This window comes from Agrobacterium genomosp. 2 str. CFBP 5494, from assembly GCF_900013495.1.
Lineage (GTDB): Bacteria > Pseudomonadota > Alphaproteobacteria > Rhizobiales > Rhizobiaceae > Agrobacterium > Agrobacterium pusense.
On record NZ_LT009718.1, the window covers coordinates 2,635,803 to 2,662,399 of the forward strand.

The following is a 26,597-nucleotide window of genomic DNA, read 5'->3' on the forward strand; positions in this document are numbered from 1 at the left end:
CGATGCTGCACCTCGAACTCCCAACTAAGACGACGCCGCACCCGTGTCCGGGGGCCGTTGGAGGCGGGTGGCTGCAGCCCTGATTTTCGGCCACCAGCCCCGAACGCGGGTAAGTATGGCGTGGCGGCCATTGCGCCAAAGGCTGATCGTATCGGCTGAGATGGCAGCACCGCTGAAGAGGTGACGGTGGTGGCTTATCGCCAGCACCCGGTACAGAAACAGTGTGGTCAGGGCCGAAAACAGGATGGACATCACCACATCGCTGAGGAAATGCCCGCCGGCCGCGATGCGAAGACCGGACATGAGAATGATTGCCCCGGCAGCAAGGGCACCAACTACCCATCGCCCATAGGGCCGCAGGCGCGGCCAGACAAGCACACAGAGGGGCAGGAAAAAACTCGCGATCAGCGCGGTTTCACCCGAAGAAAACGAACAGTTCGAATAACATTGCGTGCTGAACTGAAAAGGTGGCGTGAAAAGCTGATGCCCGCCAAATTCGGTAACGCTGAACGGACGCGCGCGACCGATCATGGCCTTCAGCACGCCGTTGACCAGCAGCCCGGCACAGAGGATCACGGGACCACACAGGAACGCCCAGACTCGCCAGCCGGTTCGCTGCGAAGTGCCGAGCCGGAGATTGCCGACGAGGACCAAGAAAGTCAGAAGCGCGGCGAGCTCGACACCTTCCCGCAACGTGTCGCGCAGCCATTCGGGAAACGGCTCCCGGCCAGGCCATGGCTGGCCCACCGGCGAGAAAAACAAGGCGGAAAAGCGCAGATCTATAGAGGGAAAGGTCGCAAACAGGATCACCAGCGCAAGCGCTGCGAACGTAACCCAGATGGTGATCCGCATATGCGAGAGATCATTGTCCATTGACGCTCTCCGGGACGCACTGTGGTGGCAGGCGCCACAGCCCGATTTCCCTGCCCTCGACAAAGCCCGGGCCGGCGGTCCAGTGCGCCACCGGCTCCTCGCCTGCAAGACACGCCGGCAAGCCATCGGCACTTGCCAGAAACAGCGGATTTTTCGCTTCGCCCGGCTTCAATGGATAAAGAAGGGCATAATGGCTGGACGGCACGCCGGTTTCCGGAAGCGCACGCGTCAACATCTGTTTCTCGTCCCGCAACTGGTAAAAAAAGTTCGGCCAATATCGAACGATCATGGGCGACAATAGCGTCCGCACCTGCTTCACGCGCCCGCGACAGGCCGGTCGATACCAGCTCGGAGCTTCCAAGATAACGTGCCATCGCCAGTTTACCGTTCGGCAGGCGCAGGCCCGTTCCCACTATCGTCATCAGCGGCAGCGCGATTGCGACGATGCCGCCGAGGACCAGTGTGGATACGATGAGCCAACGTCGCGATGCCAGGATCGGCACCGCCAGCAGTACGCCTGCCGCATAAGCTCCCACCGCCCAATTGGCGAGTGCCCGCGACATGAGGCCCTGTGCCGTGATCAAAAGCACGATCGGTACAGAAAGAGCGACGAGCGCCCGTGCTTCACCGGTTTTTGCGCGGATTGTCGCAACAATCATGCCGACGAAGACGTATGGCCCAACCACACCTGCCTGGGAAAAGAAGAATTCAAGCGCGGAGCCGATCTTGAGTTGGACACCGTGCCAGTTGGCATTGTCGGCGGTGTGGCGTGCCGTCATGAAATCATGGGCCGCATTCCACCACAGATTGGGCGCGATGACGGCAACGCAGACGAGCGCAGCAATGACCGCGTCACGCAGCCGGATCCGCCATGCTTCGCAAAGCCAGCTGGCGGCGATGAAGCACGGCAGAAAATAGATCATCGCATATTTCGACATCAGCCCGAGGCCGAAACAGAGACCCAGAGCGATGCTCCAACCTAACGCCGCCCTGCCCTCGCTGCGGGCGAGCGCAAGCTTGCGCACGGATATCATCGACAGCACGATGAACAGCATCATCGGCGTATCGGTCGAGATCAGCAGGCTGCCGAGCGTCACGGCTGGCAAGGTCAGATAGATCACTGCCGCAAGCGAGGCCAGCCTGACATCATAGATCATGCGGCCGAGCACAAAAATGGCCGCCGCCGCAACGCCATGCACGACGGGTGCGGCGAGCCGCACCTGAAACGCACCCTCCCCGCCGCCCAGAATGGTGGCCGCGCGAATAAGCCAGCCGATGAGCGGTGGCTTGGAATAGGCGCCGAGCGCCATTTCGCGACCCCACAGCCAGTATTGCGCCTCATCGACAAAAAGGTCGGTGCGGTTGAAGGCGAGCCCAAGGACGCGCAGGGCAGTTACGAGGACAATCGCCGAAAACGCGAATGTCAGCCATTGGCGCTCAACGCCTGCCCGCGCATAAGGCAGGGTCGTCGCCTCATGCATGCTGGCGGCGTTCTGCATGGATCAACCAGAGATTTCGAGCATAGATAAAGAGGCCGGATGCCTGCCCGAGAACAAAGACCGGATCGCGCCGCCACAGTGCATAGGAGAGCAGCACCACACCGCCAAGAATCGAAAAATACCAGAAAGCCACCGGCATGACCGACCGGTTGGCCCGTTCCGATGAAATCCATTGAACCAGAAAACGCATGGTGAACAGCATCTGGCCCATGAAACCGGTCAAGACCCATACGAATTCTTCCCAGCTGTTCACATGCAGCATGGACCATAAAGCCGGTACGTTCACGGCAATGTCTCCGTTATGAAAGTTTCAGCCCAGCTTGACCGCTTGCGCCGGCGCAAAAGCCATGCGACGCCGATCAGGTCGTGGATGCCCACCAGCGCCCGGCCGATATTGGTATAATGGGAATTTCCATGCAGCCGCGCCCGGTGCGTGACGTCGACATGGGCGACCTGCCAGCCGTCACGATTGAACAGCGCCGGGAAGTAGCGGTGGTGATGGTCGAAATAGGGCAAAGCGAGGTAGGCGTCGCGGCGAAAGGCCTTGAGGCCGCAGCCCGTATCGCGCGTGCCATCCTTCAAAATTCGCGCCCGAAGCCCGTTGGCAAAGCGGGAGGAAAGGCGTTTTCCCAGCGTGTCGCGCCGGCCGACGCGCTGGCCGGCCACCAGCCCAAGCCGGCGCGGTGCATTGGCGGACAGAAGCGGTGCAAGAAGTGCCGGCAGATTGTCCGGCGGATTCTGGCCGTCGCCGTCCAGCATACATACGATAGGCGCGCGCGCCGCCTGCACTCCGCTGTGGATCGCAGCCGATTGACCGCCCTGGCGGTCGTGCCGCACCAGCCGCAACATGCTGTAACGGGCAGCGAGCGCCAGAACCGCTTCCGCCGTGCGGTCAGAAGAAGCGTCATCCACCACAACGATCTCGAAGCGGCCGACCGGCGCACAGGCGCTCACGATCTCTGCCACCAGCGTTTCAACGCTCGCTTCTTCATTGTGCATGGGCACGACAACGGCAAAATCCGGGGCAGATCGCAAATTGGCTCCGTCACATCCGTCTGCGCGGGTTCCGCAAACATCATCGATTGTGGCGAGAGAAGGAGCGTGAAAAGCTTGCATGAACATGAACAGCCGTTGATCTTCGCTGGATATGCGCCCGTTCTGTTGCAGTTTTATTACGTGGTGCCTATCGGCGCGGCTCTTCGATTTTTTCACGCCATGCGGGAAATTATCCTACAATTCCCTGTCCTTTAACGCGACCGTAAACAATTTTTGCAACGGTACGGCCACGTTTTTTGGGGGGAGGAAAACAGGATGCCGGGTGGAAATCCGACTGCTGTCAAAGCTAAATCATTGTCAATCAAAGCCAAATTTGCCGCGCTCGTTACTGGTGCGACACTGGTTTCCTGCCTGTCGGTGGGGCTGCTGTCCTACGAGATGGGTAAATCGGGGCTGATCGACGCCAGCAAGATCAGGCTCGAAACGGTTGCAGGCAACCAGTCCAAGCAGCTTGATGCCTATACGTTGCGCGTCGAACAGAGCATTTCCGAACTGTCGCAGAACGCCGCGGTGGCCCAGGCGCTGGAAACGATGACCACCGTTGTTCCAACGGAAAAGGACGCCATCATCCAGGCTTTCCGCCGAGAGGGCGTCTCCGAAGAGGAGCGCGCCTCCTTCAACGGCGAAGGGTTGCGGCTGCTCTACGCCATTCGTCATGCGACCATCAACGCCGCCATTGCCAGCGTCTGGCGTAATACCCGCGTCAGCGATATCTACGTGATCGACAAGAACGGCCTGATTATCTATTCCGTGACCAAGGGAAAGAACTTCCTGACCAATGTAACGGAACCGCAGAACGCCGCGATCAAGGAGCTGTTCGACCGCATCGAAGCCGGCAAGGACGGCGTCGTCAGCACCACGGGCTTCAGCGATGGCGAGAATAATTCGGCCATGATCGGCATGCCGCTCGCCGTTTCCAACTGGGGTCAGCTCCAGCGCAAGGGTGCCGTTATCATGCGCATCGCCGCCGATCGCATCGGCGCGGTGGTGACGCCCGAGGAAACCGGCAAGACCATCGATGACGCCGTTCTCCTGAGCGCCGACGGGAAACTCAGGGCTGGTGTCCTCTCGGGCGGTGCGGATGCTGCCGTTTCCGAAAGTCTCGCTGCCCTTTCCAACGTAAACGACGCCGGAACGGTCATGGCGCAGACACCTGGGGGCAATATCTTCTATGCCTATCGTCCGGTCGCCGTCTTCGGACAGAAACATCTTCTTGCCATCGGCCAGCAGGAAAGCAAGGTTCTCGCCGCTGCCAACGATCTCGCCTTCTGGGCAGCGGTGGCAACGCTGGCCGTACTTGCAATAATGACGCTGATCGGGATTTTCGTTTCCGCGAGCCTGACCAAGCCGTTGACCGGACTAGCCGGTCTTATGGAGCGCCTGAACGGCGGTGAAAACAACATCGAGATCAAGGCAGTTTCCCGTGGCGACGAGATCGGCACCATGGCGCGCGCGCTGGAATCCTTCCGCCAGGGCATTCTGGACAAGCAGCGGATGGAAGCCGAAGCCCACCGCAAGGGTGAAGAACTGGACGAGGAACGCGCCCAGCGCGAGATGGAGAAGGCAAGAAGCGCCAGGGAACTGGAAGAAGCCGTGGACGCGCTCGCCACCGGTCTTGCCAATCTGGCCGCCGGCAGGCTCGATCTTCGCATCGAAAAATCCTTTGTGCCGTCCCTCGATCATCTGCGCATCGACTTCAACAACTCCATGGCAGGGCTGGAAGCGACGATCTCCAATATCGGCGGAAGCGCCAATGCCATCCGCTCCGGTTCCGGCGAGCTGAAAAGCGCCTCGGAAGACCTGTCGCGGCGCACAGAACGTCAGGCAGCAGCCCTCGAGGAAGCGGCAGCGGCGCTCGGAGACATGACGCAGGCTGTCAATCTGTCGCTGTCGCGCTGCAATGTCGCCGTCGCCGCTACGGCGGATACGATGCAGGATGCCCATAGATCCACGGCTGTCATCAAAGAAGCGATCGTTGCCATGGAACGCATCGAGACCTCTTCGGCCAAAATCCGCCAGATCATCGATGTCATCGACCAGATTGCCTTCCAGACCAATCTTCTGGCGCTGAATGCCGGTGTTGAAGCCGCGCGCGCCGGCGAGGCCGGCAAGGGCTTTGCAGTTGTGGCGCAGGAAGTTCGCGAACTGGCCCAGAAATCGGCCGCCGCCGCCCGCGACATCACGCAGCTCATCGCCACCTCTGCGGGTGATGTGGAAAGCGGTGTGGCGCTGGTGTTGAAGACCGGTGAAAGCCTGGAACAGATCCAGAAACGCATCCAGTCGGTCAACGACCAGATCGGCGAAATCGCTACCGCGTCGCGCGAACAATCCGGCCGTCTCAGCGAGATCAATGCCTCCGTCAATGAACTCGACCACGTGACGCAGCAGAACGCCGCCATGGTGGAGGAGACAACGGCCGCCGCCTTCTCGCTCGCCAACGAGGCGGATGGCCTGACCGAACAGGTGGGGCAATTCTCCGTGGGCGATCCCCGCCGGCGAGACCAGCGTTACGCGGCATGATGCGACACAAAAAGGGCCGGAGGCAAAACCTCCGGCCTTTTATTTTGCCTGAAAACCCGATCCGGGCTCCCAGGGGCAGAAGCCCCTGGGAACACGCCGGCGACCTGGCACCACAGCCCCTCGCCGGCTTCCGGGGAGGACCTCAGAAGAAACCAACCTTGTTCGGGCTGTAGGACACGAGCAGGTTCTTGGTCTGCTGGTAGTGGTCGAGCATCATCTTGTGGGTCTCGCGACCGATACCAGACTGCTTGTAGCCGCCGAAGGCCGCACCCGCCGGATAGACGTGATAGCAGTTCGTCCACACACGGCCCGCTTCGATGCCCCGCCCGGCGCGGTAGGCGATGTTCGTGTCACGGCTCCAGACGCCAGCGCCCAGCCCATAAACCGTGTCATTGGCGATTTCGAGCGCCTCTTCCACCGTCTTGAAGGTCGTGACGGAGACAACAGGACCAAAGATTTCCTCCTGGAAAATCCGCATCTTGTTGTTGCCCTCAAAGACGGTCGGCTGAATGTAATAACCGTCCTTCAGATCACCCGTCAGCGTCTTGCGGTCGCCGCCGGTCAGAACCTTGGCACCTTCCTTCTTGCCGATCTCCAGATAGCTCATGATCTTGTCGAACTGTTCCTGCGAGGCCTGTGCGCCCAGCATCGTCGACGGATTGAGCGGATCGTCCTGGCTGATGGCCTGAACGCGCTTGATCGCTTTTTCCATGAAACGGTCATAGATCGATTCATGCACCAGAGCACGCGAGGGGCAGGTGCAGACCTCACCCTGGTTCAGCGCGAAGAAGGCAAAACCTTCGAGCGCCTTGTCGAGGAAGGCATCGTCCTCATTCATCACGTCGGCAAAGAAGATGTTCGGCGACTTGCCGCCCAGTTCCAAGGTAATGTTGGTGACGTTGTCTGCGGCATAACGCATGATTTCCTTGCCGACCGAGGTGGAGCCGGTAAAGGCGATCTTGGCGATGCGGTTGCTCTGCGCCAGCGGCTTGCCGGCTTCAAGGCCAGTACCATTGACGATGTTGAGGACGCCAGGCGGCAGAAGGTCTTCAATCAGCTCCATCACGATGAGAATGGAGGCGGGCGTCTGTTCGGCCGGCTTCAGCACCACGCAATTGCCTGCTGCAAGCGCCGGTGCGAGTTTCCACGCAGCCATCAGGATCGGGAAGTTCCATGGAATGATCTGGCCGACGACACCGAGCGGTTCATGGAAGTGATAGGCGACGGTATCGTTATCGATCTCGCCGATCGTGCCTTCCTGAGCGCGGATGCAGCCTGCGAAATAGCGGAAATGGTCGATGGCGAGCGGGATATCCGCATTGGTGGTTTCACGCAGCGGCTTGCCGTTATCCCAGGTTTCAGCCCGGGCGATGAGATCTAGATTGTCTTCAATGCGCTGGGCGATCTTGAGCAGGATGTTGGAGCGCTCGGTTATGCTCGTCTTGCCCCATTTGTCGCGGGCCTTGTGGGCCGCGTCGAGCGCAAACTCGATGTCGGCTGCATCCGAACGCGGCACTTCGCAGATCTTGTGGCCGGTCACCGGCGAGAGATTGTCCATGTAGCGGCCGGATTTCGGCTCCACCCACTTGCCGCCAATGTAATTGCCGTATTTCAGCTTGAAGGGCGCTTCGCCCGCTTTCTGCTGAACCTGAATATTCATGATTTCATCCTCCCTGATGAAAACGATCCTGAGCGGACCGCATGAAAGGAAGGTGGGCCCAGATGGCGCGGTTCGGTAGAGGGGCGACGCGGTTCCGCAGCGCACATTGTCTCACATCTGCGACAAAGCCGCGTTGATCCGGCGCGATCGGCCGGATCGCAACAACAAGAACGTCAATGAACGTCGAATTTCTTCATCTTGCGATGAAGCGTGGCCCGGCTGATGCCGAGCAAGGACGCGGCCTGCGTGACATTGCCGTTGGTGCGCGACAACACGCGCCGCAGCGCCGAACGCTCCGCTTCCGCGAGGTCGGAACCGCTGTCATGGCGCTGTTCCTGCAGGATATCCGCGGCCGGGAGACCCTGCGCGATGCGGGCATCGTCCAGCTTCAGCGCAAGACGAGCGGCGCGGGTCGCGCCGAGCACGAGATCGTCCTGATCCACGGCGAGCAGCGAAAGCGCCGCCCCGAACCCACTTGGCACGACGACGATGCGTGCCCCCGGAAAGGCACGGCGGAACAGATTGCCCTCGATGCGCTGCGCCGCGTCCTTCACCGCCTGGGTGACAAAAGAAAAGGTCATCTCGTTGATGTCGTCGCGGCAGGTGGAAATATCGAGCGCACCCGTCACCCGGCCGGTATGATCGCGAATGGGAGCCGTGGTGCAGCACAGTTCCGTATTCGACGTGAAGAAATGCTGGTCACGATAGACAACCACCGAACGCTCGTCGACGAGCGCGGTGCCTATGCCGTTTGTGCCAACGCTCTCTTCGCTCCAGACGGCGCCGGACCAGAGGCCGAGCGCCCGGAAATCGCGATCATCGCCGGACGCGCCTCGCCGCTCCAGCGCAACGCCCTGAGCATCGGTCAGGAGCAGGCAGCAGCCGGATCTCCCGACACTGTGGAAAATTCGGTCAAGTTCGTCGGTGCTTTCAGCAATCAGGCCAGCGGCACTTTCACGGGCGCGCCGAAACTCCGTCTCGCTGAGAAAGATCGGCTTGCGATTTTCTTCCGGTGCAAGACGGTGCTTGACCATGCAGCGACGCCACGAGGCGACAATCGGCGAACTTGCGGCTGCGGAACGGTGGCGTGCGGTTTCATACACGCGTTCCGCATGGGCGATGTCTGTCGGCATGCGCTCCTCCCAAAGCTTTTGGGCGATGGTGCGCTGGAAGCGTCGATGTTTCAACAAAAAACTTCGCGACCGGCATCGGAGGCGCAGCTGACGGTCAGACCGCCTTGAAGTAACGCCTGCCGGCAGTGACCTCCGGTTCGTCCTCAACGGACAGGAAGGTGTCATCCACGAGGCTGGCAATGGATGTCAGCGGACCGGGCTTGCCGAAAAAGAAGCCCTGCACCTGTAGGCAGCCTTCGCGGCGCAGGAACTCGACATGGGCCTTGGTTTCCACACCCTCCGCAAGCACGGGAATATTCAGGCTATGCGCCAGAATAAGCGTCGAACGCACGATCGCTTCGGACTGCACATTGGTCGACAGCCCGTCGATGAAGGCGCGGTCGATCTTGATCTTGTCGAAAGGGAAACTCTGCAGCGTCGACAGCGAGGAATAGCCCGTGCCGTAATCATCCATCGCGATCTTGACGCCGAGCGCCTTGAGCTTGCGGATGGTGACGAGCGCATGGCGGTGATCGGCGATGATGCTGCCCTCGGTGATTTCCAGCTCGAGCCTTTCAGGCGCAAGGCCCGTTTCTGCCAGGATTTTTTCGACCTTGTCCGGGAACTCGTTATCCGCAAGCTGCTGCGGCGCCACATTCACCGCAATGGAAAGCGATTTTTTCCAGAGTGCCGCCTGCGCGCAGGCTTCTCTCAGAACCCACTCGCCGAGTTCGACGATGAACCCCGTCTGCTCCGCGATCGGAATGAATTCGGCGGGAGAAATCATGCCCCGATCGGGATGGTTCCAGCGCAAAAGCGCCTCGAAGCCGACGATACTGCCGCTTCTGGTGTCGTTCTGCTGCTGGTAATAAAGCTCGAACTCGTTATTGGCGAGGCCGCTGCGCATGGCGACGGCAAGTACATTGCGCTCACGCGCGGCCTCATCCATCGATTTATCGTAAAAGCAGATCGTATCCGAACTGCCGCTTTTTGCCCGGTACATCGCGACATCCGCCTGCGCCATCAGCGTATCGGCATCGATGGAGCCGGTATTGCGGACCGAAATGCCCACACTCGCACCGACCGAAAATGTCTGCCCGTTCCATTCCACCGGCCTGCTGATCTGGTCGATCAGCCTCTGGGCGAATTCGGTGCCGTCGGCGCGGGTATAATAGGAATTTGTCATCGCCACGAATTCATCACCGCCCATGCGCGCCAGAAATTCGCCGGCCTTCAGCACGGAACTCGCCCGGTCGGCGATGGTGCGAAGCACGGCGTCGCCCGCCGCATGGCCGTGAACGTCATTGATTTCCTTGAAACGGTTGAGATCGATGGAAAGAAGCGCGGTGTGTGCGCCCAACGAAATATGACGGGTGCGACGATTGAGATGTTCGATGAAGGCTGCCCGGTTGGGAATGCCGGTCAGCGGATCATGCAGGGAAAGATGGCGATAGCGGGCGACTGCCTGCTGGGTGGACTGGGCGTCGATGACATAAGTGGAAAGCCCCAGTGCCAGCAGCAACAGCGTTACCGCAATGGCGCCTCCGCCCATGATGGCCGGCGGCAGCAGATTTTCAGGAATGATGATACGCGGGTCGAAGGCGAAAGACATGGAGGCCATGCCGGTATAATGCATCGACGCTATCGCCAGGATGAGAAACGCCACCGCGCTGTACTGGCAGAACCGATTGACGGGCCGCGAGACCCGATTGACTGCAACGGCGCCCAGCACTGCCCCCAGCACCAGGGACGCGATGACATAGTTCTGATCCCAGAAAATCATGCCCTGAACATTGTAGGCTGCCATGCCGGTGTAATGCATCGCTGCAATGCCGAGACCAAGGATGATTCCGCCGGCTTCCACCAGCACGCTGCGCCCGCCATAGGCAGAAATTCCGAAACCGGCAGTCGTTGTGGTAATCGCAATCAGAAGTGACAGCCCGGTCAGATACGGATCGTATCCCACGTCACCCGCGGCAACATAGCCCAGCATCGCCACGAAATGGGTGGTCCATATCGCCGCGCCGCCATTGACACCTGCCAGAAACAGCCAGTTGACCTTCTGCACCCCCGTCGCCAGACGTGCTTTCGAAAAAAGGCGCATCGACACGAAACTACCGAGCATGCAGACGAAAACCGCTGCGGCGGTATATCGATAGTCGTGATCGATGGTAAGGCACTGGAGAACTTTGAGCATTGTCATCTACGCAATTGGAATTTTGTGTAGCCTTATCATTCGCCAAGTTTTCGCCCGGTTTACATGAATGGATAAGCACATATTAAAAGTTGCAACATGCGAGTGAATTAGTATAACCTAATAAACCCGCAAGGCGTGCGATCAAAAAGCAGGCCTCTCTTGTCTTTGTCTCCCGTTTGTATTATAGCGCCCGCACCCGTGTAGACACCCTTGGAGGCAACGCGGGTGGGATGGCGCTTGCCGCCTCCCCAGTTCAGCGCCCGCGGGCATGAACTCTCCATATAACCTCGAAAGGAATTGCCATGAGCAAAGAATCGTATGAGCTCAAGGCCGAGGCGCGCGAACGAGTTGGTAAGGGGTCCTCTCGTGAACTTCGCCGCAACGGTTTGATTCCCGCTGTCATCTATGGTGACAAGCAGGCCCCCATTTCTATCGCCCTGTCCACCAACGAAGTCACCAAGCGTATCCACGCCGGCGGTTTCATGACGACGGTTGCGACGATCGACGTCGACGGCAAGAAGATCAAGGTTCTCCCGAAGGATTACCAGCTTGATCCGGTCCGCGACTTCACCATGCATGTCGACTTCCTGCGCGTTTCGGGCAACACGCTCGTCAACGTCGAAATTCCGGTTCACTTCGAAAACGAAGAAAAGTCGGACATCAAGATCGGCGGCGTTCTGAACATCGTTCGCCACACGGTGGAATTCCACTGCCCGGCCAACGACATTCCGGAAGCCATCACGGTTGATCTCTCCGGCCTGAAGATCGGCGACAGCGTTCACATCTCGAACGTCAAGCTGCCGAAGAACATCACGCCCGTTATCGCCGACCGTGACTTCACGATCGCAACGATCGTTGCCCCGGCAGCAGGCGTTGAAGAAGAAGCAACTGAAGAAGCTTCCGAGGAATAAAATCGGCGGCCGCAGGGCCGGACAGCTTTGAAGAACAAGGCCCGTTCCGTTTCCGGAACGGGCCTTTTAGTTTTTATGAACTTTAAAAACAGAAAGCTCGCTCCCCGCCAGCGATGCGGGCCCTGTTTCAGCGTCGATTAACACTTCCATGAAACGATACCCATGCGCCCTCATGGAAACACCGGCGGGTCGAGAAATAGCGTGGGGAAAGGGCTCGGCCCCGGAATCTGACGCATCTCTGTCCGAAAGGATGAAACAGGGCGCAGCAAGTCTGGGGCAAAGGGTAGCTGCAATCGAACATGGCTCATTCCGTCGAAAGTCGCTTTATCGCGATTGTTTCCGGCGCACTTCTTACAGTGGTCGCCCCGCTCTTCACGCTTTTGCTGACACTTTCCTATAACGAGGCTATTCGCAGCCAGCGCAACCATATCGAAATTCTGCTGTCGACGAATACGCAGGCGCTGGCCCGCCCCCTGTGGGACCTCGATGACGACACGATAAACCAGATTACCGGAACCCTTGTCTCCGATCCCATGATCCGTATGGTCGAGGTCAAGGATACGTCCGGCCAGCTTGATGTCGTTCAGACCGCCGGCAGCGACATCATCCAGGATGCCGCCTCGACGACGCGCGAGGTCATTTACAAGACGACCAAGGGGCCCGTCACGGTCGGCCAATTGACGGTGTATTACGATGATGTCGGTCTTCTGACCTCCCTAAGCCGCACCGAACTGGCCTTTATCACGATTTTCATCCTCGCCATTCTCACCATGGTCCTTGCCGCCATTGCCGGTAACCGCTTCATGGTCATCCGTCCGCTGATGCGGCTGGCCGCGGCAATAGAAGCGACACGACGCCTCGGCTCCCGCCACCACGTCGACTGGCGGTCGAAAGACGAGATCGGTCGGCTGGCGAAAAGCTTTAACGAAATGCAGAGCCAGCTCGAAAAGGAAGAGCTGGAGATAAAGAACGCCCACGCCCGCAAGACGGAAATCTACAACCGCACGCCTGCCATGCTGTTTTCGCTGGACAGGCACGACAGGATCGCCGCCGTCAGCGACTACTGGGTGCAGGCAACCGGTTACGACCGCGCCAGAATACTCGGCCTGAATTTCGCCGACCTCATCCACCCCGATGACCGGACGTTATTCCAGGAACGCAAGGCGGCGCATCAGGCGGCTGACACCCAACAGGCAGGCATCACCGTTCGCTTCCACTGCAGGGATGGCAGCGTCATGGATGCCCTTATCCTAGAAAAAGCCCTCGATTCCAGCGATACGGCCCATCACAGCACCTGCCTCTGCGTTATGACCGACGTGACCGAACTTCGGCAGTCGGAAAAGCGTAATCGCCAGCAGGCCATTTCCGACCATCTGACCGGCCTCTTCAACCGTCAGGGCTTCGAGGCCATCCTCGACCTGCAGATTCGCGATGCGGACAGAAACGGCAGCGAACTCGCGTGCCTGTTCATAGATCTCGACCGGTTCAAGGCCATCAACGACAATCTCGGTCACGCCGCAGGCGACGCCGTTCTGCGCGAATTCACATTAAAACTGCAGCCGCTGCTGACACCGCTGGACAGCGCCTCGCGTCTGGGCGGAGACGAGTTCGCAATCCTGCTGGCCGGTGACAAGGTGGAAGAGCGCGCCCTGCAGTTCTGTGAGCGCATCTGCACCCTGCTGGACACTCCATTTGAAATCGAGAACAACAGCATCCGCCTCAGCGCCAGTATTGGTATGGCGGTCTACCCCCTTCACGCCGCGAGTGCCTCCGAGCTTCTGCAGAACGCCGACATGGCCATGTATACCCGCAAGCGGACGGGCAAGAACGGCTCCCAGGTCTTCGACAGCTCGATCATGGACAGGGCCCGCGAACATGCGGAACTGGAACGGGATATCGCCCAGGCGCTTTCCGAAGACTGGTTCGAGGCCTATTTTCAGCCAATTCAAAACATTGCAACCGGCCAGACAGCGGGTTTCGAGGCCTTGCTGCGCCTCAACCATCCGGATAAGGGGCTGCTTTCCCCTGCTGCCATCATCAGCCTTGCGGAAGAGAACGGAACCATTCACCGTATCGGCAACGTGATCCTTGATCAGTCGGTCGCCAATCTCGCCCGGCTGTCGCGCCTGCCGGGCATGGCGCAAACCTATGTGGCGGTGAATTTTTCGCCATTGCAGTTCGAACCGGGACTGCCGACACGCATTGCCGGACTGTTGCACCGGCACGGCATTCTTCCCGGGCGGCTGGTCATCGAAATCACCGAAGCGGTCATCATGAAGGACGATCCGCAGATCCGGGCGATCCTCACCGCCATCCATCAGCTGGGTTGCCGCATCGCGCTGGATGATTTCGGCACGGGTTACTCGTCGCTCAGCTATCTCAGCCGCTTTCCGGTCGATATTGTAAAGATCGACCAATCCTTCACCCGCTCGATCTGCGACGATACGGTGGAAATCCGGCAGCGCAACCGCATGCTGGTCGAAGGTATCGCAGCCATCTCGCACAAGATGAATTGCGTTGTCATCGCCGAGGGTGTCGAGACGGAGGAGCAGAAGCTGCTTCTGGCGGATATGGGTGCCGATTATGGCCAGGGTTACTTTTTCGCTCGCCCGCAGCCCGTCGAGCGGCTGATTGCCGCCTATGAGGCCGGGTCTGGACAAAGCCGCACAGCGGGCGCGACAAGCCTGAGCCGCGGGGAGTAGTTATGGGATTGATCCGCTTTTGCCTGGTCTTTCTTGCTCTTGCCAATCCCGTCTGCGCGGCCAAGCTTTTCCTCACCACGGAAGTCTACCCGCCCTACAACCTGCAGGGCAGTGACGGCAGCGTACGCGGCGTCTATTTCGACCAGCTCAAGATCATTCTTGAGGACACCGGCACCAGCTACGAGGTCGCCGTCATGCCGTGGGCCCGGGCGATCGCCCTTGCCACAACACAGCCGATGCATTGTGCCTTCGCCACGGCGAGGACCGCCGAGCGGGAAAAGCTCTTCAAATGGGTCTCGCCAATCCACATCGATCGCAACATTCTCGTGGCGCGGCGCAAGGCGAATATCAACGTCCTGAGCCTCGAAGACGCCAAGAAATACCGGGTTGGAACCCAGCGCGGCGACTACACCGAAACCCTTCTGGAAACGCTCGGTTTTCCGCAGGTGGATGTCGGCGCGGATTTCGAGATCACGCTTCACAAGCTGACGGCCGGACGCATCGACCTTATGCCCATGTCGGAAAGCACCTTCAAGAGCCTGCCGGCGCACACTTTCAGGGAAGTGATAACGCTGTCGAGACAGCAGCTTGGGCTTGCCTGCAACAAGAGCGTGCCGGACGAGGTTATCGCGAAATTGCAGGCCCGTCTCGATGAGCTGATCGCCGACGGGACACAACAGCGGATCTTCGACCGTTACGATCTCATCAGGCCCTGAGCGTCGGCCGGCACTGCCGCATCCCCACAAAAAGATTGACAGCCAGCGGATTTCAGGGTGGTGACAACAGCATCATCAGGCACAACGCGGACATGCTTCATGAAGATCATCGCAGGACTTGGTAATCCCGGCACGCAATATGCCGGAAACCGGCACAATATCGGCTTCATGGCGGTGGATGCGTTACAGCGCCTGCCTTCGTTCGCGCCCTGGTCAAAGAAATTCAAGGCCGAGATTTCCGAAGGCGAGATCGCCGGAGAAAAAGTCCTGCTGATGAAACCGCAGACCTATATGAACCTGTCGGGCGAATCCGTGGGCGAAGCGATGCGCTTCTTCAAACTCACGCCGGCGGACATCATCGCCATCCATGACGAACTCGATCTTCCGGCCGGGCGCGTGCGCATCAAGACCGGCGGCGGTCACGGTGGCCATAACGGCCTGAAATCGCTCGACGCCCATTGCGGCAAGGACTACCGACGCCTGCGCCTCGGCATTGGGCATCCCGGTGACAAGGAGCGCGTGCACGGCCATGTGCTGGGCGATTTCGCCAAGGCCGACCGGGTCTGGCTGGAGCCGCTGCTGGATGCGATTGCCGACAACGCCGCCATGCTGGTGAAGGCGGAGGATTCCCAGCTGATGAACAAGCTGGCGCTGGCCACGGGCAGCAAGCCCGAGGCCGAGAAGCCGGCCAAGGCAGCCAAACCCACCGCGCAGTCTCATATCCACCAGGCACGCAACAGCGCCCAGCCTACAAAGCTGCCGGAGACCGGGCCGATGGCCGAGATGCTGAAACGGATGTTCGGCAAGAAGGATTAGATCGCGAATGTCTTCGAAGACCATCGCCCCGCGCGAAGCCGGAACCAGCGATCTGGCTGGATTGCTTGATCTCTACCGGGCGCTTAATCCATCCGACCCGGAAATGACGACAGAAGAAGCAAAGACGGCTTTTGCGACCATGCTCGCCCAGCCGGGTCTGACCGTGTTTCTTGCGACCGAAGGCGAGGAAGCGGTCGCTACCGCCACGCTGCAGATTGTTCCAAATCTCACGCGCGCCGCCCGTCCCTATGCTCTTATCGAAAACGTGGTGACAATGGAAAACCGTCGCGGCCGCGGATATGGCCGCGCGGTCGTGCGCCATGCCGTCGAGGCGGCTTTTGCGGCGAATTGTTACAAGGTGATGCTGCTGACAGGGCAACAACGCCCGGAGGTTCACGCCTTTTACGAAAGCTGCGGCTTCGTGCAGAACAAGACCGGTTTTCAGATCCGGCAGGATTGATGCTCACTCCTCCGGCTCGGTCGTGAACATCAGCGGAAATCCCGCTTCCTTGCCGAGATCGGTCGCCTCCTTGGCCTTCGTCTCGGCAATATCACGTTCGCAAACGACGACCACCGCGCTGCCGAAACGGTGCGCCGTCATCATCACCCGGTGGCCGGCCTCCTCGCTCATGCGGAACACGGCTTTCAGCACCACAGTCACGAACTCACGTGGCGTATAGTCGTCATTCAGCAGAATGACCTTGTAGAGCTTCGGCCGCTCCAGCTTTGGCTTGACCTTCGGTTTTGGTTTGAGATCGACAGGACTGTCGCTCATCATGGCCGCTCGTGCCTGCCGTTCATCGCGGTTGCTCATGGGAAAACCCCGTTGATGACGAAAGATCGATCGCTTGACCCGCTTATATTGCGCCGCAACCACGCCATCGGCAAGTCTGTCAGGAATTCCTCGCCTTTAAGAAGCCTTTGCCGGCCCAAATCGACCCGCGGGCTTGACCTTCCCCCGCCCTTTCCGCAAAAGGCTCCTCAACGAATTCTTTCAAACGGACAGGTTTCAAGCCATGGGCTTCAAATGCGGTATCGTTGGATTGCCGAACGTCGGCAAGTCCACTCTTTTTAACGCGCTGACGAAAACGGCCGCCGCACAGGCCGCCAACTATCCCTTCTGCACCATCGAACCGAATACCGGCGAAGTGGCGGTGCCCGATGCGCGCATGAAAATCCTTGCCGACATCGCCGGCTCGAAGGAAATCATCCCGACCCGCATCTCCTTCGTCGATATTGCCGGTCTGGTTCGCGGCGCATCGAAGGGCGAGGGTCTCGGCAACAAGTTCCTCGCCAACATTCGCGAAGTCGATGCCGTCGTACACGTGCTGCGCTGCTTTGAAGACGACGATATCACCCATGTGGAAGGCCGCATCAACCCGGTTGGCGATGCCGAAACGATCGAGACCGAGCTGATGCTCGCCGATCTCGAAAGCCTGGAACGCCGCGTCGAGCAGACGCGCAAACGCGCCACCAGCAAGGACAAGGAATCGCTGGCCCAACTGCCTGTCATGGAAGCCGTCATCGCGCTGCTCACCGACGGAAAGCCGGCACGCCTGCTTTTGAAGACACTGGCGGACGAGGAAATCGAAATCCTCAAAGGCCTCAACCTTCTGACATCGCACCCGGTGCTTTATGTCTGCAACGTCTCGGAAGCCGACGCATCGTCCGGCAACGAGCACACAGCAGCCGTCGCGGAAATGGCGAAGCAACAGGGTGCGGAATGCGTGATCATCTCGGCGGCGATCGAAGCCGAAGTCGCGCAGCTTCCAGCCGATGAAGCCGAAGAATTCCTCTCGGCCCTTGGTCTTAACGAGGCCGGCCTCGACCGGCTGATCCGTGCGGGATACCACCTGCTCGACCTCATCACCTATTTCACCGTCGGCCCCAAGGAAACACGCGCATGGACGATCGTGCGCGGCACCAAAGCACCCGCCGCCGCCGGCGTCATCCACAGCGATTTCGAACGCGGCTTCATCCGCGCCTTCACCATCGGCTTTGACGATTACGTTACCTACAAGGGCGAAGTCGGCGCCAAGGAAGCTGGCAAGGGACGCGACGAAGGCAAGGAATATGTGGTTCAGGACGGTGACGTCATCCACTTCCGCTTTAATACCTGATTTGATCTGAACGGGCTTGCTTCTTTTATGGGGCGGACCCAGCCGCTTGTTTCTTCTCCCCGACCGGGGAGAAGATTGCCCCAAGGGTCGGATGAAGGGCGACGTTGCCGCAGCTCACTACCTTCGCCCGCTTCATCCCGCTGCCGCGACCTTCTCCGCGGCGGGGGAAGATGCGAGACGCATCCGTTCGCTCCATAGCGCTTTCCCGCTCCGATATTGCGCCACCGATTTGACCTTTACGTAAAGGGAAAAATCCTCTTAGATGCGACGGTATTGACTGTGCGAAGGGAGGAAACCATGGCGCCGGTCGCGACCTATGCTTACGAGGATTTCACGGTAGGGCGGGAGTTTCCGCTTGGACCGCAACCGATCTCCGCGGGGCAAATCATTGCTTTCGCCAGCGAATTCGATCCGCAACCCATGCATCTTTCCGAAGAAGCAGGCCGCCAGAGCATTCTTGGTGGGCTTGCAGCTTCCGGCTGGCACACCTGCAGTCTGCTGATGCGAATGATGGCGGACAGCTATATCTCGGATTCGACGTCGCAGGGCAGCCCCGGCATCGACTACGTTGATTGGAAGAAGCCGGTTCTGGCAGGAGATACGCTTTCTGGGAAATCCATCGTGCTGGAGCAGCGCCCTTCGGCTTCGCGCCCCGGTATCGGCCTCGTGAAATTTCGCCACGAGCTTTATAACCAGCGCGACGTTCTGGTGTCGCACGGCGAAAACACCGTGATGTTCCTGATGCGCGGCAATGGAGGTATTGCGGCATGATACTGGCAGAACTCTCCCCGATCGGCGAACGAGTGACCCTCGATACGCTGCATTTTTCCGCCGAAGACATTATTCGCTTCGCCCGCGATTTCGATCCGCAGCCATTTCATCTTGATGCCGAAGCCGCAAAGAACAGCGTTTTTGGCGCACTTTGCGCATCTGGATGGCACACTGGTGCAGGCTGGATGAAGTGTTTTCTCTCGTACTGGGCCAAAGAGGTTAAAAGACTGAAGCTTGAGGGCCTTGAACCGCCAAAACTCGGCCCTTCACCGGGCTTTCGCGAACTTAAATGGAAAAAGCCGGTCTTCGCGGGAGACGATGTCACCTACTTCGTCACCCTGCTCGATACCCGGGCGCTGGAATCCCGGGCCGGTATCTGGCTGAACACCACATTTAACGAAGGGGTCAACCAGTCGGGAGAGACCGTCCTGACTTTCCAGAGCGGGGTTCTGGAATTCGAATAAGCGAGCTTCGGGGCATGTCGTTGCGACCTGCCCCACCCGCCGCTCAATGACCGGAAAATTCCACCAGGGTCCGTACCTCGACACCGAGGTCCTCGAGTTTCTTGCGGCCGCCGAGATCAGGCAGATCGATAACGAAGCAGGCGGAGACGATCTCCGCGCCCATCTGGCGCAAAAGCTTGACCGCGCCCTCGGCAGTCCCGCCGGTCGCAATCAGGTCATCGACCAGAATGACCTTTTCACCCGGCTGCACCGCATCAACATGCATTTCCATTTCATCGACGCCGTATTCCAGGCTATAGGCAACCCTTACAGTGGCATGCGGGAGCTTGCCCTTCTTGCGGATCGGCACGAAGCCGGCCGAAAGCTGATGCGCTACCGCGCCGCCCAGAATGAAGCCGCGCGCTTCCATGCCCGCGATCTTGTCGATCTTCGTTCCCGCATAAGGTTGCACGAGTTCGTCCACGGCGCGGCGGAATGCGCGGGGATTGCCAAGCAACGTGGTGATGTCCCTGAAGATGATGCCCGGCTTCGGATAGTCGGGAATGGAACGGATGGCAGCGGAAAGCTCCGAAGCGATAACGGTCATGGTATTTCCAGTTAAAAATGGGAAATGGATGGTTCGGGCCACCCTATCAACTTGACGGCGGCGCACCAACTAAAAAGGACCGGCGCAACCTTCGGCCAACGCCGATTGGTATGGAGCATCGCAAATCCGCATCTTGTGAACGACAACCAGGTCAATGCAGACTTCATATAAAAAGGCCCCCATGGAGGCCATGGGGGCCGATGACTGCCGGCACCGTAGTGCCGATCAATGTTCCTTGTTGGCGTAGACCGATTTCTTGGTGAGATAGATCAGCGCGGTGAAGATGAACAGGAACACCATGACCATGAAGCCGGTGCGCTTGCGCTCTTCCAGATGCGGTTCTGCAGCCCACATCAGGAAGGCGGCCACATCCTTGGAATACTGATCCACGGTCTGCGGCGCGCCATCGTCGTAAGTCACCTGATCGGCGCTGATGGGCGGGGCCATCTTCAACGCGACCGCGCTGACGAAATACGGATTGAAATGTGTGCCTTCGGCCACTTCAACACCAGCCGGCGGGTCCTGATATCCGGTCAGCAGCGCATGGATGTAATCCGGGCCGCCTTCCTGATAACCGCCGACGATCGGGATCATGTCGATGATGAATTGCGGGAAACCACGCTCCACGCCGCGCGCCTTGGCAAGCAGCGACATGTCTGGCGGTGCGGCGCCACCATTGGCGGCAGCAGCCGCCTCATGGTTCGGGAATGGCGACGGGAAATGATCTGACGGCACGGCCTTGCGATTATACATTTCGCCGTCGGCATTCGGACCGTCCTGCACTTCATATTCAGCGGCGAAAGCCTTTACCTGCTCTTCCGAATAGCCAAGATCCTCCAGCGTACGGAAAGAGACAAGGCTCATGGAATGGCAGGCCGAGCAGACTTCCTTGTAGACCTTGAGACCACGCTGCAGCTGGCCCTTGTCATATTTGCCGAAAGGACCGGCAAATGACCAGCTCTGCTCCTCGGGCTTGATCACCGGGAAGTGGCCCCCGGCAATCGCATGTTCCGTCTTGGTGGCGAGGTCATGGCTCTCCTCCGCCGCCGAGGCGACGGTGAAGGAACAGCCGATGGCGGCGAAAAGCGCGATGCTCGTTACAAGCTTCTTCATTGTCGTCATCCTTCCTTCGCGCTCAGATTTCGGCAGCCGCAGGCGCGGCACCCGACTTGGCGGCGTTCTTTTCGAGAACGGCCTCGGTAATCGAATTCGGAATACGCCGGGGCGTTTCGACCAGACCGAGGATCGGCATGATGACGAGGAAGAAACCGAAGTAATAAAGCGTGCCGATCTGCGACATGATGACGTAGGTGCCTTCCGCCGGGCGCGAACCCAGCCAGCCGAGCATGATGGCATTCACCACGAACAGCCAGAAGAACATCTTGTACCAGGGACGATAGACGGCGGAGCGAACCTTCGACGTATCGAGCCAGGGCAGGAAGAACAGCACGACGATTGCGCCGAACATCACGAGAACGCCACCCAGCTTGGAATCGATGACCCAGATGTTGAAGGTGATGGCGCGCAGCATGGCGTAGAACGGCAGGAAGTACCATTCCGGAACGATATGCGCCGGGGTCTTCAAGGGATCTGCCATGATGTAGTTATCAGGGTGGCCAAGGAAGTTCGGCATGTAGAAGACGAACCAGGCATAACCGATCAGGAACACGGAAACACCGAGCGCATCCTTCAGCGTCGCATAGGGCGTGAAGGGAACGGTGTCGGTCTTGCTCTTCACTTCGACGCCGGTAGGATTGGTCTGGCCGGTGACGTGCAGCGCCCAGATATGCAGGATAACGACGCCCGCAATCATGAACGGCAGCAGATAGTGAAGCGCAAAGAAGCGGTTCAGCGTCGGCTGATCCACGGCAAAGCCGCCGAGCAGGAACTGCTGGATCCATTCGCCGATGGCAGGAAACGCCGTGAAGAAGCCGGTGATGACGGTCGCGCCCCAGAAGGACATCTGACCCCAGGGCAGAACATAGCCCATGAAGCCCGTCGCCATCATCAGCAGGAAGATGACGCAGCCAAGAATCCAGAGGATTTCACGCGGCGCCTTGTAGGAGCCGTAATAGAGGCCACGGGCGATGTGCAGGTAAACCGCGATAAAGAAGAAAGACGCGCCGTTGGCATGCATGTAGCGCAGCAGCCAGCCGTGGTTGACGTCGCGCATGATCTTTTCGACGGAATTGAAGGCAACCGTCGTTTCGGCCGCATAATGCATGGCCAGCACGACGCCGGTGAGGATCTGCACGATCAGCATGACGGAAAGCATCGCGCCGAAAGTGTAGGCGTAGTTCAAATTACGCGGGACAGGATAGGCAACGAAGCTGTCATAGATCATGCGCGGCAAGGGAAGCCGCGAATCGATCCACCTCTCGATGCCGGTGGACGGCTGATAACTGGAATGACCACTCATGAATATCTGTCCCCTTATCCGATCTTGATCACGGTATCGGATGTGAATGCAAATGTCGGGATGGCGAGGTTCTGCGGCGCCGGACCCTTACGTATGCGGCCCGCCGTATCGTAGTGCGAGCCATGGCAGGGACAGAACCATCCGCCGAAATCGCCGGCCTGGCCGAGCGGAACGCAGCCGAGATGGGTGCAGGAACCGACCATGACGATCCAGTTTTCCTTACCCTCGCCGGCGGAACGGTCGATATCGGTCGCCTGCGCGTCGGCGGCAATGTTGGCGTTGCGCGCCACCGGATCCTTGAGTTCGCCAAGAGCGACCGCCTTGGCTTCCTCGATTTCCTTTTCCGTGCGGTTGCGGATGAAAATCGGCTTGCCGCGCCACTTGACGGTAAGTGACATGCCCGGCTCGACCGCCGCGACATCCACTTCGATGGAGGCCAGCGCCAGCGTCGATGCATCGGGGCGCATCTGGTCAATGAAAGGCCATGCAACTGCGGCGGCACCGACGGCGCCCGCCATTCCTGTCACTAGATAAAGAAAATCGCGACGGGTCGGTTCACCCGAAGCGTCGTGATTGGTTACGTGCTCGCTCACCGCTACACCATCCTCTGCGCTGTTTTTGCCGTAAATCGCATGAGTCCTCCCGCTATGATTTGATCCAGGACAATCTCCGTCCCACCGTCCTGGACACAACTGCGGCATCAAGAAACCGCGTCACTCTGTGTGATCGCAAAATATTGACCGACTTGGCAAGAGCAAAGCACACAAAGCTGCCGTAATTCTGCCCGAAGCGCCCGATTTGCTTCTCATTTTTTCGCCGCCTCTGGCAGTCGGGCAACATTGTGCACCCAAAGGCGCCATGTTAGGAGACTACGAGGGAGAGCTTGGAAAGCAGGGATTCGGATGACGGCGAAGCTCTCGTGCATGGTCTCCACGGCGGTTGCTGCCGTTCTCGTCATTGCCAGTCTGCGCTACATCACCGATTTCTGGCTTCTTGCCTTCGTCACCAGCTTCCAGCTTCATATCGCCATTATCTGCATCCTGTTGTCATGGCTGGTATTTTGGCTCATGCGCGACGCCTTTTCCGCCGTGCTCTTGGTCTGGTCGATTGCGCTCGCCGTCCATGCGGTGGCCATGCTTCTGGATTTTTCGACATCGGCCACGGCCGCACCGGATGCGCAGCCGTTCCGGCTGCTTTCCTTCAATGTGCTGATGGATAACGCCGCCAATACGGAGGTGATTGCCGACGCGATTGTCGAATCACACGCCGATGCGGTTTATCTCTTTGAAGCGGACGCCCTGCAATCGGCTCTGCCGCGTCTGCAACAGACATATCCGCACAGGCTGGGCTGCTTCGAGGGAACGCCGGGCTGTGACCTCGTGATCCTGTCGAAGCGGCCTTTGCTCGAAGGCCATTTTCATAGTCTTAGCGACCTGCGCCGCGACCGTTTCGCGATCGCCAAAATCGATCTCGACGGCAGGGAAGTCACGCTTGCCGCGGCCCATCTTACCAAGCCCTATTTCGACGATTATCACCGCGACGAGCTGGACGAGGTCAGCGAAATTCTCTACCGCGTCACCGGGCCGCTCATTCTTGCAGGAGACTTCAATTCGGCAAGCATCGCTCCCGATATGCGGGATTTTCTGGCCGCCAACGATCTCAGGAAAGCGCCCTGGGAACCCGCGACTTGGCCAACGGAAGCAGGACGTTTCGGCATAGCCATCGACCATATCTTCGCCCGTGAACCGGCAACGCTGATAAAAACCACGCGCCTGCCGGACAGTCTCGGCGCCAATCATTACGGTCTGATGGCCGACTTCATGATCGGCAAATAGCGCCGCGCTTTACGGGATCGCCTCGTCTGCCGCGAGAAACCCGCCCGATTGCCGCGCCCAGAGCTCCGAATAGAGTCCGCCCCGCGAGACCAGTTCCGAATGTGTGCCCTGCTCGACGATGCGCCCCTGATCCATCACGATCAACCGGTCGAGCGCCGCGATGGTCGAAAGGCGGTGGGCGATTGCCAGCACCGTCTTGCCCTGCATCAGCTCGTCCAGATTACTCTGGATCGCAGCCTCTACCTCGGAATCGAGCGCCGAGGTCGCCTCATCAAGCACGAGGATTGGTGCATCCTTCAGCATCACACGGGCAATGGCGATGCGCTGGCGCTGGCCGCCGGAGAGTTTCACGCCGCGTTCGCCCACATGGGCGTCAAAACCGGTGCGTCCGCGCTGATCCTCCAGCCGCTTGATGAAGTCGTCCGCCTTGGCCCGTCGCGTCGCCTCCTGCAATTGCGTTTCGCTGGCGTCGGTGCGGCCGAACAGGATGTTGTCCCTGATAGAGCGATGCAGCAGCGAGGTGTCCTGCGTAACCATACCGATATGGGCCCGCAGCGATTCCTGGGTTACCCCCGCAATATCCTGCCCGTCGATGAGAATGCGTCCCTTCTCGACATCGTAAAACCGCAGCAGCAGATTGACGAGGGTGGATTTCCCCGCGCCGGAGCGTCCGACGATGCCGACCTTTTCCCCTGCCCTGATGTCGAGATTGAGATGGTCGATGACACCGTTCTTTCGGCCATAGTGGAAACTGACATTCTCGAAACGAATGCTCGGTTTTTTAACCTCCAGCATAACCGCGTCAGGCGCATCGACGAGACCGATCGGCTGAGAGATCAACTCGGCGGCGTTCTGCACCGTGCCGAAATTGCGCATGATGCCGTTGAACTGCGTCATCAGGCGCCCCAGCAGGAAGTTGAGACGCAGCACCAGCGCCAGCGTGAAGGCCACCGCACCGGAACTGATCTTGCCGGAAAGCCACAGATCGATGCAGAGAGCCGCCATGGACGTGATCATGACGCCTGACAGCAGCGCCATCGATGCGCGCACACCGGTAATGAACCGCGTGAACGTCATCGTCGCACGCTGAAAGATATCGAAGCCCTGCCGCATGTAGCGGTCATTGGCGTCGTCGCGCCCGAACAGCCGCAGGGTCTGGATATTGCTGTAGGCATCTACCATGCGGCCGGAAAGCATGGAGGCGGCTTCCGCCGTTTCTTTTGAATGATAGCGGATGCGCGGCACGAAATAGCGCGCCAGCAGCGAGAAGATCGCCACCCAGACAACGACGACGACCGCAAGCCGCCAGTCCAGCCCCCCGATCAGAAAAAGCATCGAGACGGAATAGATACCGACGAACCAGACGCTTTCCATCAACGAGGTCACAAGGTCGCCCGCCGCCTGCCCGCCGGACCAGACCTTGGTGACGATGCGGCCGGAAAAATCGTTCTGGAAAAAGGTCAGCGACTGCCGCGCCACATGCATGTAGGATTGCCAGCGCACCAGATTGTAGAAGCCGGGCGTGATGATCTGCTGATCCACCAGCGCCGTTAGCATCGTGACGATGAAGCGGATGACGCCGATCAGGACAAGCATGCCGACGAGTTCGCCGCCATGGGTGGAAAGCAACCCGGCCCAGCCTTCTTCCGGTTTTACCGTCGAGAGAATATCAACAAGCCGACCGACGAACCAGAAAAGCGCCGCCTCGATGGCCGCAGTCAGCCCACCCAGCACCAGCATCGCGAAGAACGGCGCTTTCGCCTGCGAAATATAAAACCAGATGAAGGCGAACGTGCTTTCCGGCGGCCGCAAATCGTCCTTGCGGTCGAAGGGCTTTATCCAGTTCTCGAAATACTCGAAGATGCGGGTAATGAGCATGATCCGGATATAGGCGGATTCCCGGTGCGGGAACAGCCGCGGAGGCTACGGTGAGAGATTATATTTCGGTAACGTTCGGGAAATGAAAAAGGGGCTGGGAATGTTCCCGGTCTTGAAATCCACCCAGCGACATTTTGCGCATCGGCAAGCATCTCCACGCTGTCACCCCGGACGAGATCCGGGGTCTTACGGCGCAGACGCGCCGTGACGGATGCCGGATCAAGTCCACTCCTGTCTGATTTAAATTTCTGGAGGACGCGCAAGCATCTCAGTCGAAGAGGATTTCAGGTTTTTGCCTTGGGCGGACGCGAAAGAAGAGCGGCCTCTCCCCAATAGGAAGGAAAGTCGAGCAAATCGCGCCGACGTCATCCTCGGGCCTGACCCGAGGATGTGCAACGGTTGATTTTATTCGACGTGATTCGATCCGCGGGACAAGCCCGAGGATAACGTTGAGTGAATTCC

At 59.2% G+C, this 26,597-nt stretch carries 22 protein-coding genes and 1 pseudogene; 10 read left to right on the plus strand and 13 right to left on the minus strand.

Annotated elements, in window-relative coordinates; all coding sequences use genetic code 11:
• Positions 1-24 precede the first annotated feature (24 nt).
• The 4 genes and pseudogenes from AGR2A_RS13255 to AGR2A_RS13270 form a co-directional block, all read right to left on the minus strand.
• On the minus strand, positions 25-873 hold the full coding sequence (locus tag AGR2A_RS13255; protein WP_037089792.1) for a phosphatase PAP2 family protein: 849 nt from the start codon (positions 871-873) through the stop codon (positions 25-27).
• Positions 863-2,372, minus strand: a pseudogene (locus AGR2A_RS13260) (ArnT family glycosyltransferase). The gene AGR2A_RS13255 and the pseudogene AGR2A_RS13260 overlap by 11 nt, the downstream one beginning before the upstream one ends.
• Entirely contained in the window at positions 2,347-2,634 is a 288-nt protein-coding gene (locus AGR2A_RS13265) for a lipid-A-disaccharide synthase N-terminal domain-containing protein (RefSeq protein ID WP_035209260.1), read from the minus strand. The pseudogene AGR2A_RS13260 and the gene AGR2A_RS13265 overlap by 26 nt, the downstream one beginning before the upstream one ends.
• A gap of 20 nt (positions 2,635-2,654) precedes the next feature.
• Entirely contained in the window at positions 2,655-3,494 is an 840-nt protein-coding gene (locus AGR2A_RS13270) for a glycosyltransferase family 2 protein (RefSeq protein WP_072494686.1), read from the minus strand.
• A gap of 189 nt (positions 3,495-3,683) precedes the next feature.
• Between AGR2A_RS13270 and AGR2A_RS13275 the strand changes: the two genes are divergently transcribed.
• Entirely contained in the window at positions 3,684-5,948 is a 2,265-nt protein-coding gene (locus AGR2A_RS13275; protein WP_072494687.1) for a methyl-accepting chemotaxis protein, read from the plus strand.
• Between the two features lie 142 nt (positions 5,949-6,090).
• On the opposite strand, the gene adh is transcribed toward AGR2A_RS13275, so the two are convergent.
• The 3 genes from adh to AGR2A_RS13290 all read right to left on the minus strand — a co-directional run bounded on the left by adh (position 6,091) and on the right by AGR2A_RS13290 (position 10,917).
• On the minus strand, positions 6,091-7,608 hold the full coding sequence (adh, locus tag AGR2A_RS13280; protein WP_004442948.1) for an aldehyde dehydrogenase: 1,518 nt from the start codon (positions 7,606-7,608) through the stop codon (positions 6,091-6,093).
• Between the two features lie 173 nt (positions 7,609-7,781).
• Entirely contained in the window at positions 7,782-8,741 is a 960-nt protein-coding gene (locus AGR2A_RS13285) for a helix-turn-helix domain-containing protein (protein WP_006699467.1), read from the minus strand.
• A gap of 94 nt (positions 8,742-8,835) precedes the next feature.
• Positions 8,836-10,917, minus strand: a complete 2,082-nt coding sequence (locus AGR2A_RS13290) for a putative bifunctional diguanylate cyclase/phosphodiesterase (RefSeq protein WP_072494950.1) — start codon at positions 10,915-10,917, stop codon at positions 8,836-8,838.
• Positions 10,918-11,219: 302 nt separating this feature from the next.
• Here AGR2A_RS13290 and AGR2A_RS13295 point away from each other — a divergent pair, with 302 nt between their 5' ends.
• The 5 genes from AGR2A_RS13295 (at position 11,220) to AGR2A_RS13315 (ending at position 16,522) form a co-directional block, all read left to right on the plus strand.
• Complete coding sequence (locus tag AGR2A_RS13295; RefSeq protein ID WP_004442950.1) at positions 11,220-11,828, plus strand: 50S ribosomal protein L25/general stress protein Ctc; 609 nt, start codon at positions 11,220-11,222, stop codon at positions 11,826-11,828.
• A 299-nt stretch (positions 11,829-12,127) separates the two neighbouring features.
• Positions 12,128-14,530 carry an EAL domain-containing protein gene (locus AGR2A_RS13300; protein WP_072494688.1) on the plus strand — a complete coding sequence of 801 codons (2,403 nt, stop codon included), beginning with the start codon at positions 12,128-12,130 and terminating at the stop codon, positions 14,528-14,530.
• 2 nt (positions 14,531-14,532) lie between these two features.
• Entirely contained in the window at positions 14,533-15,246 is a 714-nt protein-coding gene (locus tag AGR2A_RS13305) for a substrate-binding periplasmic protein (protein WP_037089780.1), read from the plus strand.
• A gap of 99 nt (positions 15,247-15,345) precedes the next feature.
• A complete protein-coding gene (gene pth / locus AGR2A_RS13310) occupies positions 15,346-16,062 on the plus strand; it encodes an aminoacyl-tRNA hydrolase (RefSeq protein WP_072494689.1) in 717 nt (238 codons plus the stop codon).
• 7 nt (positions 16,063-16,069) lie between these two features.
• Positions 16,070-16,522: a GNAT family N-acetyltransferase gene (locus tag AGR2A_RS13315; RefSeq protein WP_022556691.1), complete on the plus strand. Its 453-nt coding sequence runs from the start codon at positions 16,070-16,072 to the stop codon at positions 16,520-16,522.
• A 3-nt stretch (positions 16,523-16,525) separates the two neighbouring features.
• Here the strand turns inward: AGR2A_RS13315 and clpS are convergent, their stop codons facing one another.
• Complete coding sequence (gene clpS / locus AGR2A_RS13320) at positions 16,526-16,837, minus strand: ATP-dependent Clp protease adapter ClpS (RefSeq protein ID WP_006699463.1); 312 nt, start codon at positions 16,835-16,837, stop codon at positions 16,526-16,528.
• A 241-nt stretch (positions 16,838-17,078) separates the two neighbouring features.
• Between clpS and ychF the strand changes: the two genes are divergently transcribed.
• The 3 genes from ychF to AGR2A_RS13335 all read left to right on the plus strand — a co-directional run bounded on the left by ychF (position 17,079) and on the right by AGR2A_RS13335 (position 19,417).
• Positions 17,079-18,182: a redox-regulated ATPase YchF gene (gene ychF, locus AGR2A_RS13325; RefSeq protein ID WP_004442957.1), complete on the plus strand. Its 1,104-nt coding sequence runs from the start codon at positions 17,079-17,081 to the stop codon at positions 18,180-18,182.
• Positions 18,183-18,479: 297 nt separating this feature from the next.
• A complete protein-coding gene (locus AGR2A_RS13330) occupies positions 18,480-18,953 on the plus strand; it encodes a MaoC family dehydratase (RefSeq protein ID WP_004442958.1) in 474 nt (157 codons plus the stop codon).
• Positions 18,950-19,417 carry a MaoC family dehydratase gene (locus tag AGR2A_RS13335; protein ID WP_072494690.1) on the plus strand — a complete coding sequence of 156 codons (468 nt, stop codon included), beginning with the start codon at positions 18,950-18,952 and terminating at the stop codon, positions 19,415-19,417. Before AGR2A_RS13330 ends, AGR2A_RS13335 begins: the two co-directional genes overlap by 4 nt.
• Before the next feature lie 43 nt (positions 19,418-19,460).
• Here the strand turns inward: AGR2A_RS13335 and AGR2A_RS13340 are convergent, their stop codons facing one another.
• From AGR2A_RS13340 to petA, 4 genes are all read right to left on the minus strand, one after another.
• Positions 19,461-20,003 carry an adenine phosphoribosyltransferase gene (locus AGR2A_RS13340; protein WP_004442960.1) on the minus strand — a complete coding sequence of 181 codons (543 nt, stop codon included), beginning with the start codon at positions 20,001-20,003 and terminating at the stop codon, positions 19,461-19,463.
• Between the two features lie 225 nt (positions 20,004-20,228).
• Positions 20,229-21,116 carry a cytochrome c1 gene (locus tag AGR2A_RS13345; RefSeq protein ID WP_004442961.1) on the minus strand — a complete coding sequence of 296 codons (888 nt, stop codon included), beginning with the start codon at positions 21,114-21,116 and terminating at the stop codon, positions 20,229-20,231.
• 22 nt (positions 21,117-21,138) lie between these two features.
• A complete protein-coding gene (locus tag AGR2A_RS13350) occupies positions 21,139-22,422 on the minus strand; it encodes a cytochrome b (protein WP_004442963.1) in 1,284 nt (427 codons plus the stop codon).
• Positions 22,423-22,436: 14 nt separating this feature from the next.
• Positions 22,437-23,015 carry a ubiquinol-cytochrome c reductase iron-sulfur subunit gene (petA, locus tag AGR2A_RS13355; RefSeq protein WP_004442965.1) on the minus strand — a complete coding sequence of 193 codons (579 nt, stop codon included), beginning with the start codon at positions 23,013-23,015 and terminating at the stop codon, positions 22,437-22,439.
• 309 nt (positions 23,016-23,324) lie between these two features.
• On the opposite strand from petA, the gene AGR2A_RS13360 reads away from it, so the two are divergent.
• Positions 23,325-24,257 (plus strand): endonuclease/exonuclease/phosphatase family protein, encoded by a 933-nt coding sequence (locus AGR2A_RS13360; RefSeq protein ID WP_072494691.1) that lies wholly within the window; start codon positions 23,325-23,327, stop codon positions 24,255-24,257.
• Positions 24,258-24,266: 9 nt separating this feature from the next.
• Here the strand turns inward: AGR2A_RS13360 and AGR2A_RS13365 are convergent, their stop codons facing one another.
• Positions 24,267-26,171, minus strand: coding sequence for an ABC transporter ATP-binding protein (locus tag AGR2A_RS13365; protein ID WP_313475266.1), 1,905 nt, complete (start codon positions 26,169-26,171; stop codon positions 24,267-24,269).
• Positions 26,172-26,597: the final 426 nt, after the last annotated feature.

Excerpts from the sequence above, each read along its gene's own strand:
- AGR2A_RS13300 (WP_072494688.1), top strand. The coding sequence starts at position 12,128 with ATGGCTCATTCCGTCGAAAGTCGCTTTATCGCGATTGTTTCCGGCGCA.
- AGR2A_RS13335 (WP_072494690.1), top strand. The coding sequence starts at position 18,950 with ATGATACTGGCAGAACTCTCCCCGATCGGCGAACGAGTGACCCTCGAT.
- AGR2A_RS13345 (WP_004442961.1), bottom strand. The coding sequence starts at position 21,116 with ATGAAGAAGCTTGTAACGAGCATCGCGCTTTTCGCCGCCATCGGCTGT.
- pth (WP_072494689.1), top strand. The coding sequence starts at position 15,346 with ATGAAGATCATCGCAGGACTTGGTAATCCCGGCACGCAATATGCCGGA.
- AGR2A_RS13330 (WP_004442958.1), top strand. The coding sequence starts at position 18,480 with ATGGCGCCGGTCGCGACCTATGCTTACGAGGATTTCACGGTAGGGCGG.
- AGR2A_RS13285 (WP_006699467.1), bottom strand. The coding sequence starts at position 8,741 with ATGCCGACAGACATCGCCCATGCGGAACGCGTGTATGAAACCGCACGC.
- AGR2A_RS13360 (WP_072494691.1), top strand. The coding sequence starts at position 23,325 with ATGACGGCGAAGCTCTCGTGCATGGTCTCCACGGCGGTTGCTGCCGTT.
- AGR2A_RS13255 (WP_037089792.1), bottom strand. The coding sequence starts at position 873 with ATGGACAATGATCTCTCGCATATGCGGATCACCATCTGGGTTACGTTC.
- AGR2A_RS13315 (WP_022556691.1), top strand. The coding sequence starts at position 16,070 with ATGTCTTCGAAGACCATCGCCCCGCGCGAAGCCGGAACCAGCGATCTG.
- AGR2A_RS13265 (WP_035209260.1), bottom strand. The coding sequence starts at position 2,634 with ATGCTGCATGTGAACAGCTGGGAAGAATTCGTATGGGTCTTGACCGGT.
- AGR2A_RS13295 (WP_004442950.1), top strand. The coding sequence starts at position 11,220 with ATGAGCAAAGAATCGTATGAGCTCAAGGCCGAGGCGCGCGAACGAGTT.
- clpS (WP_006699463.1), bottom strand. The coding sequence starts at position 16,837 with ATGAGCGACAGTCCTGTCGATCTCAAACCAAAACCGAAGGTCAAGCCA.
- AGR2A_RS13275 (WP_072494687.1), top strand. The coding sequence starts at position 3,684 with ATGCCGGGTGGAAATCCGACTGCTGTCAAAGCTAAATCATTGTCAATC.
- AGR2A_RS13270 (WP_072494686.1), bottom strand. The coding sequence starts at position 3,494 with ATGTTCATGCAAGCTTTTCACGCTCCTTCTCTCGCCACAATCGATGAT.
- AGR2A_RS13350 (WP_004442963.1), bottom strand. The coding sequence starts at position 22,422 with ATGAGTGGTCATTCCAGTTATCAGCCGTCCACCGGCATCGAGAGGTGG.
- AGR2A_RS13290 (WP_072494950.1), bottom strand. The coding sequence starts at position 10,917 with ATGCTCAAAGTTCTCCAGTGCCTTACCATCGATCACGACTATCGATAT.
- ychF (WP_004442957.1), top strand. The coding sequence starts at position 17,079 with ATGGGCTTCAAATGCGGTATCGTTGGATTGCCGAACGTCGGCAAGTCC.
- adh (WP_004442948.1), bottom strand. The coding sequence starts at position 7,608 with ATGAATATTCAGGTTCAGCAGAAAGCGGGCGAAGCGCCCTTCAAGCTG.
- AGR2A_RS13305 (WP_037089780.1), top strand. The coding sequence starts at position 14,533 with ATGGGATTGATCCGCTTTTGCCTGGTCTTTCTTGCTCTTGCCAATCCC.
- AGR2A_RS13340 (WP_004442960.1), bottom strand. The coding sequence starts at position 20,003 with ATGACCGTTATCGCTTCGGAGCTTTCCGCTGCCATCCGTTCCATTCCC.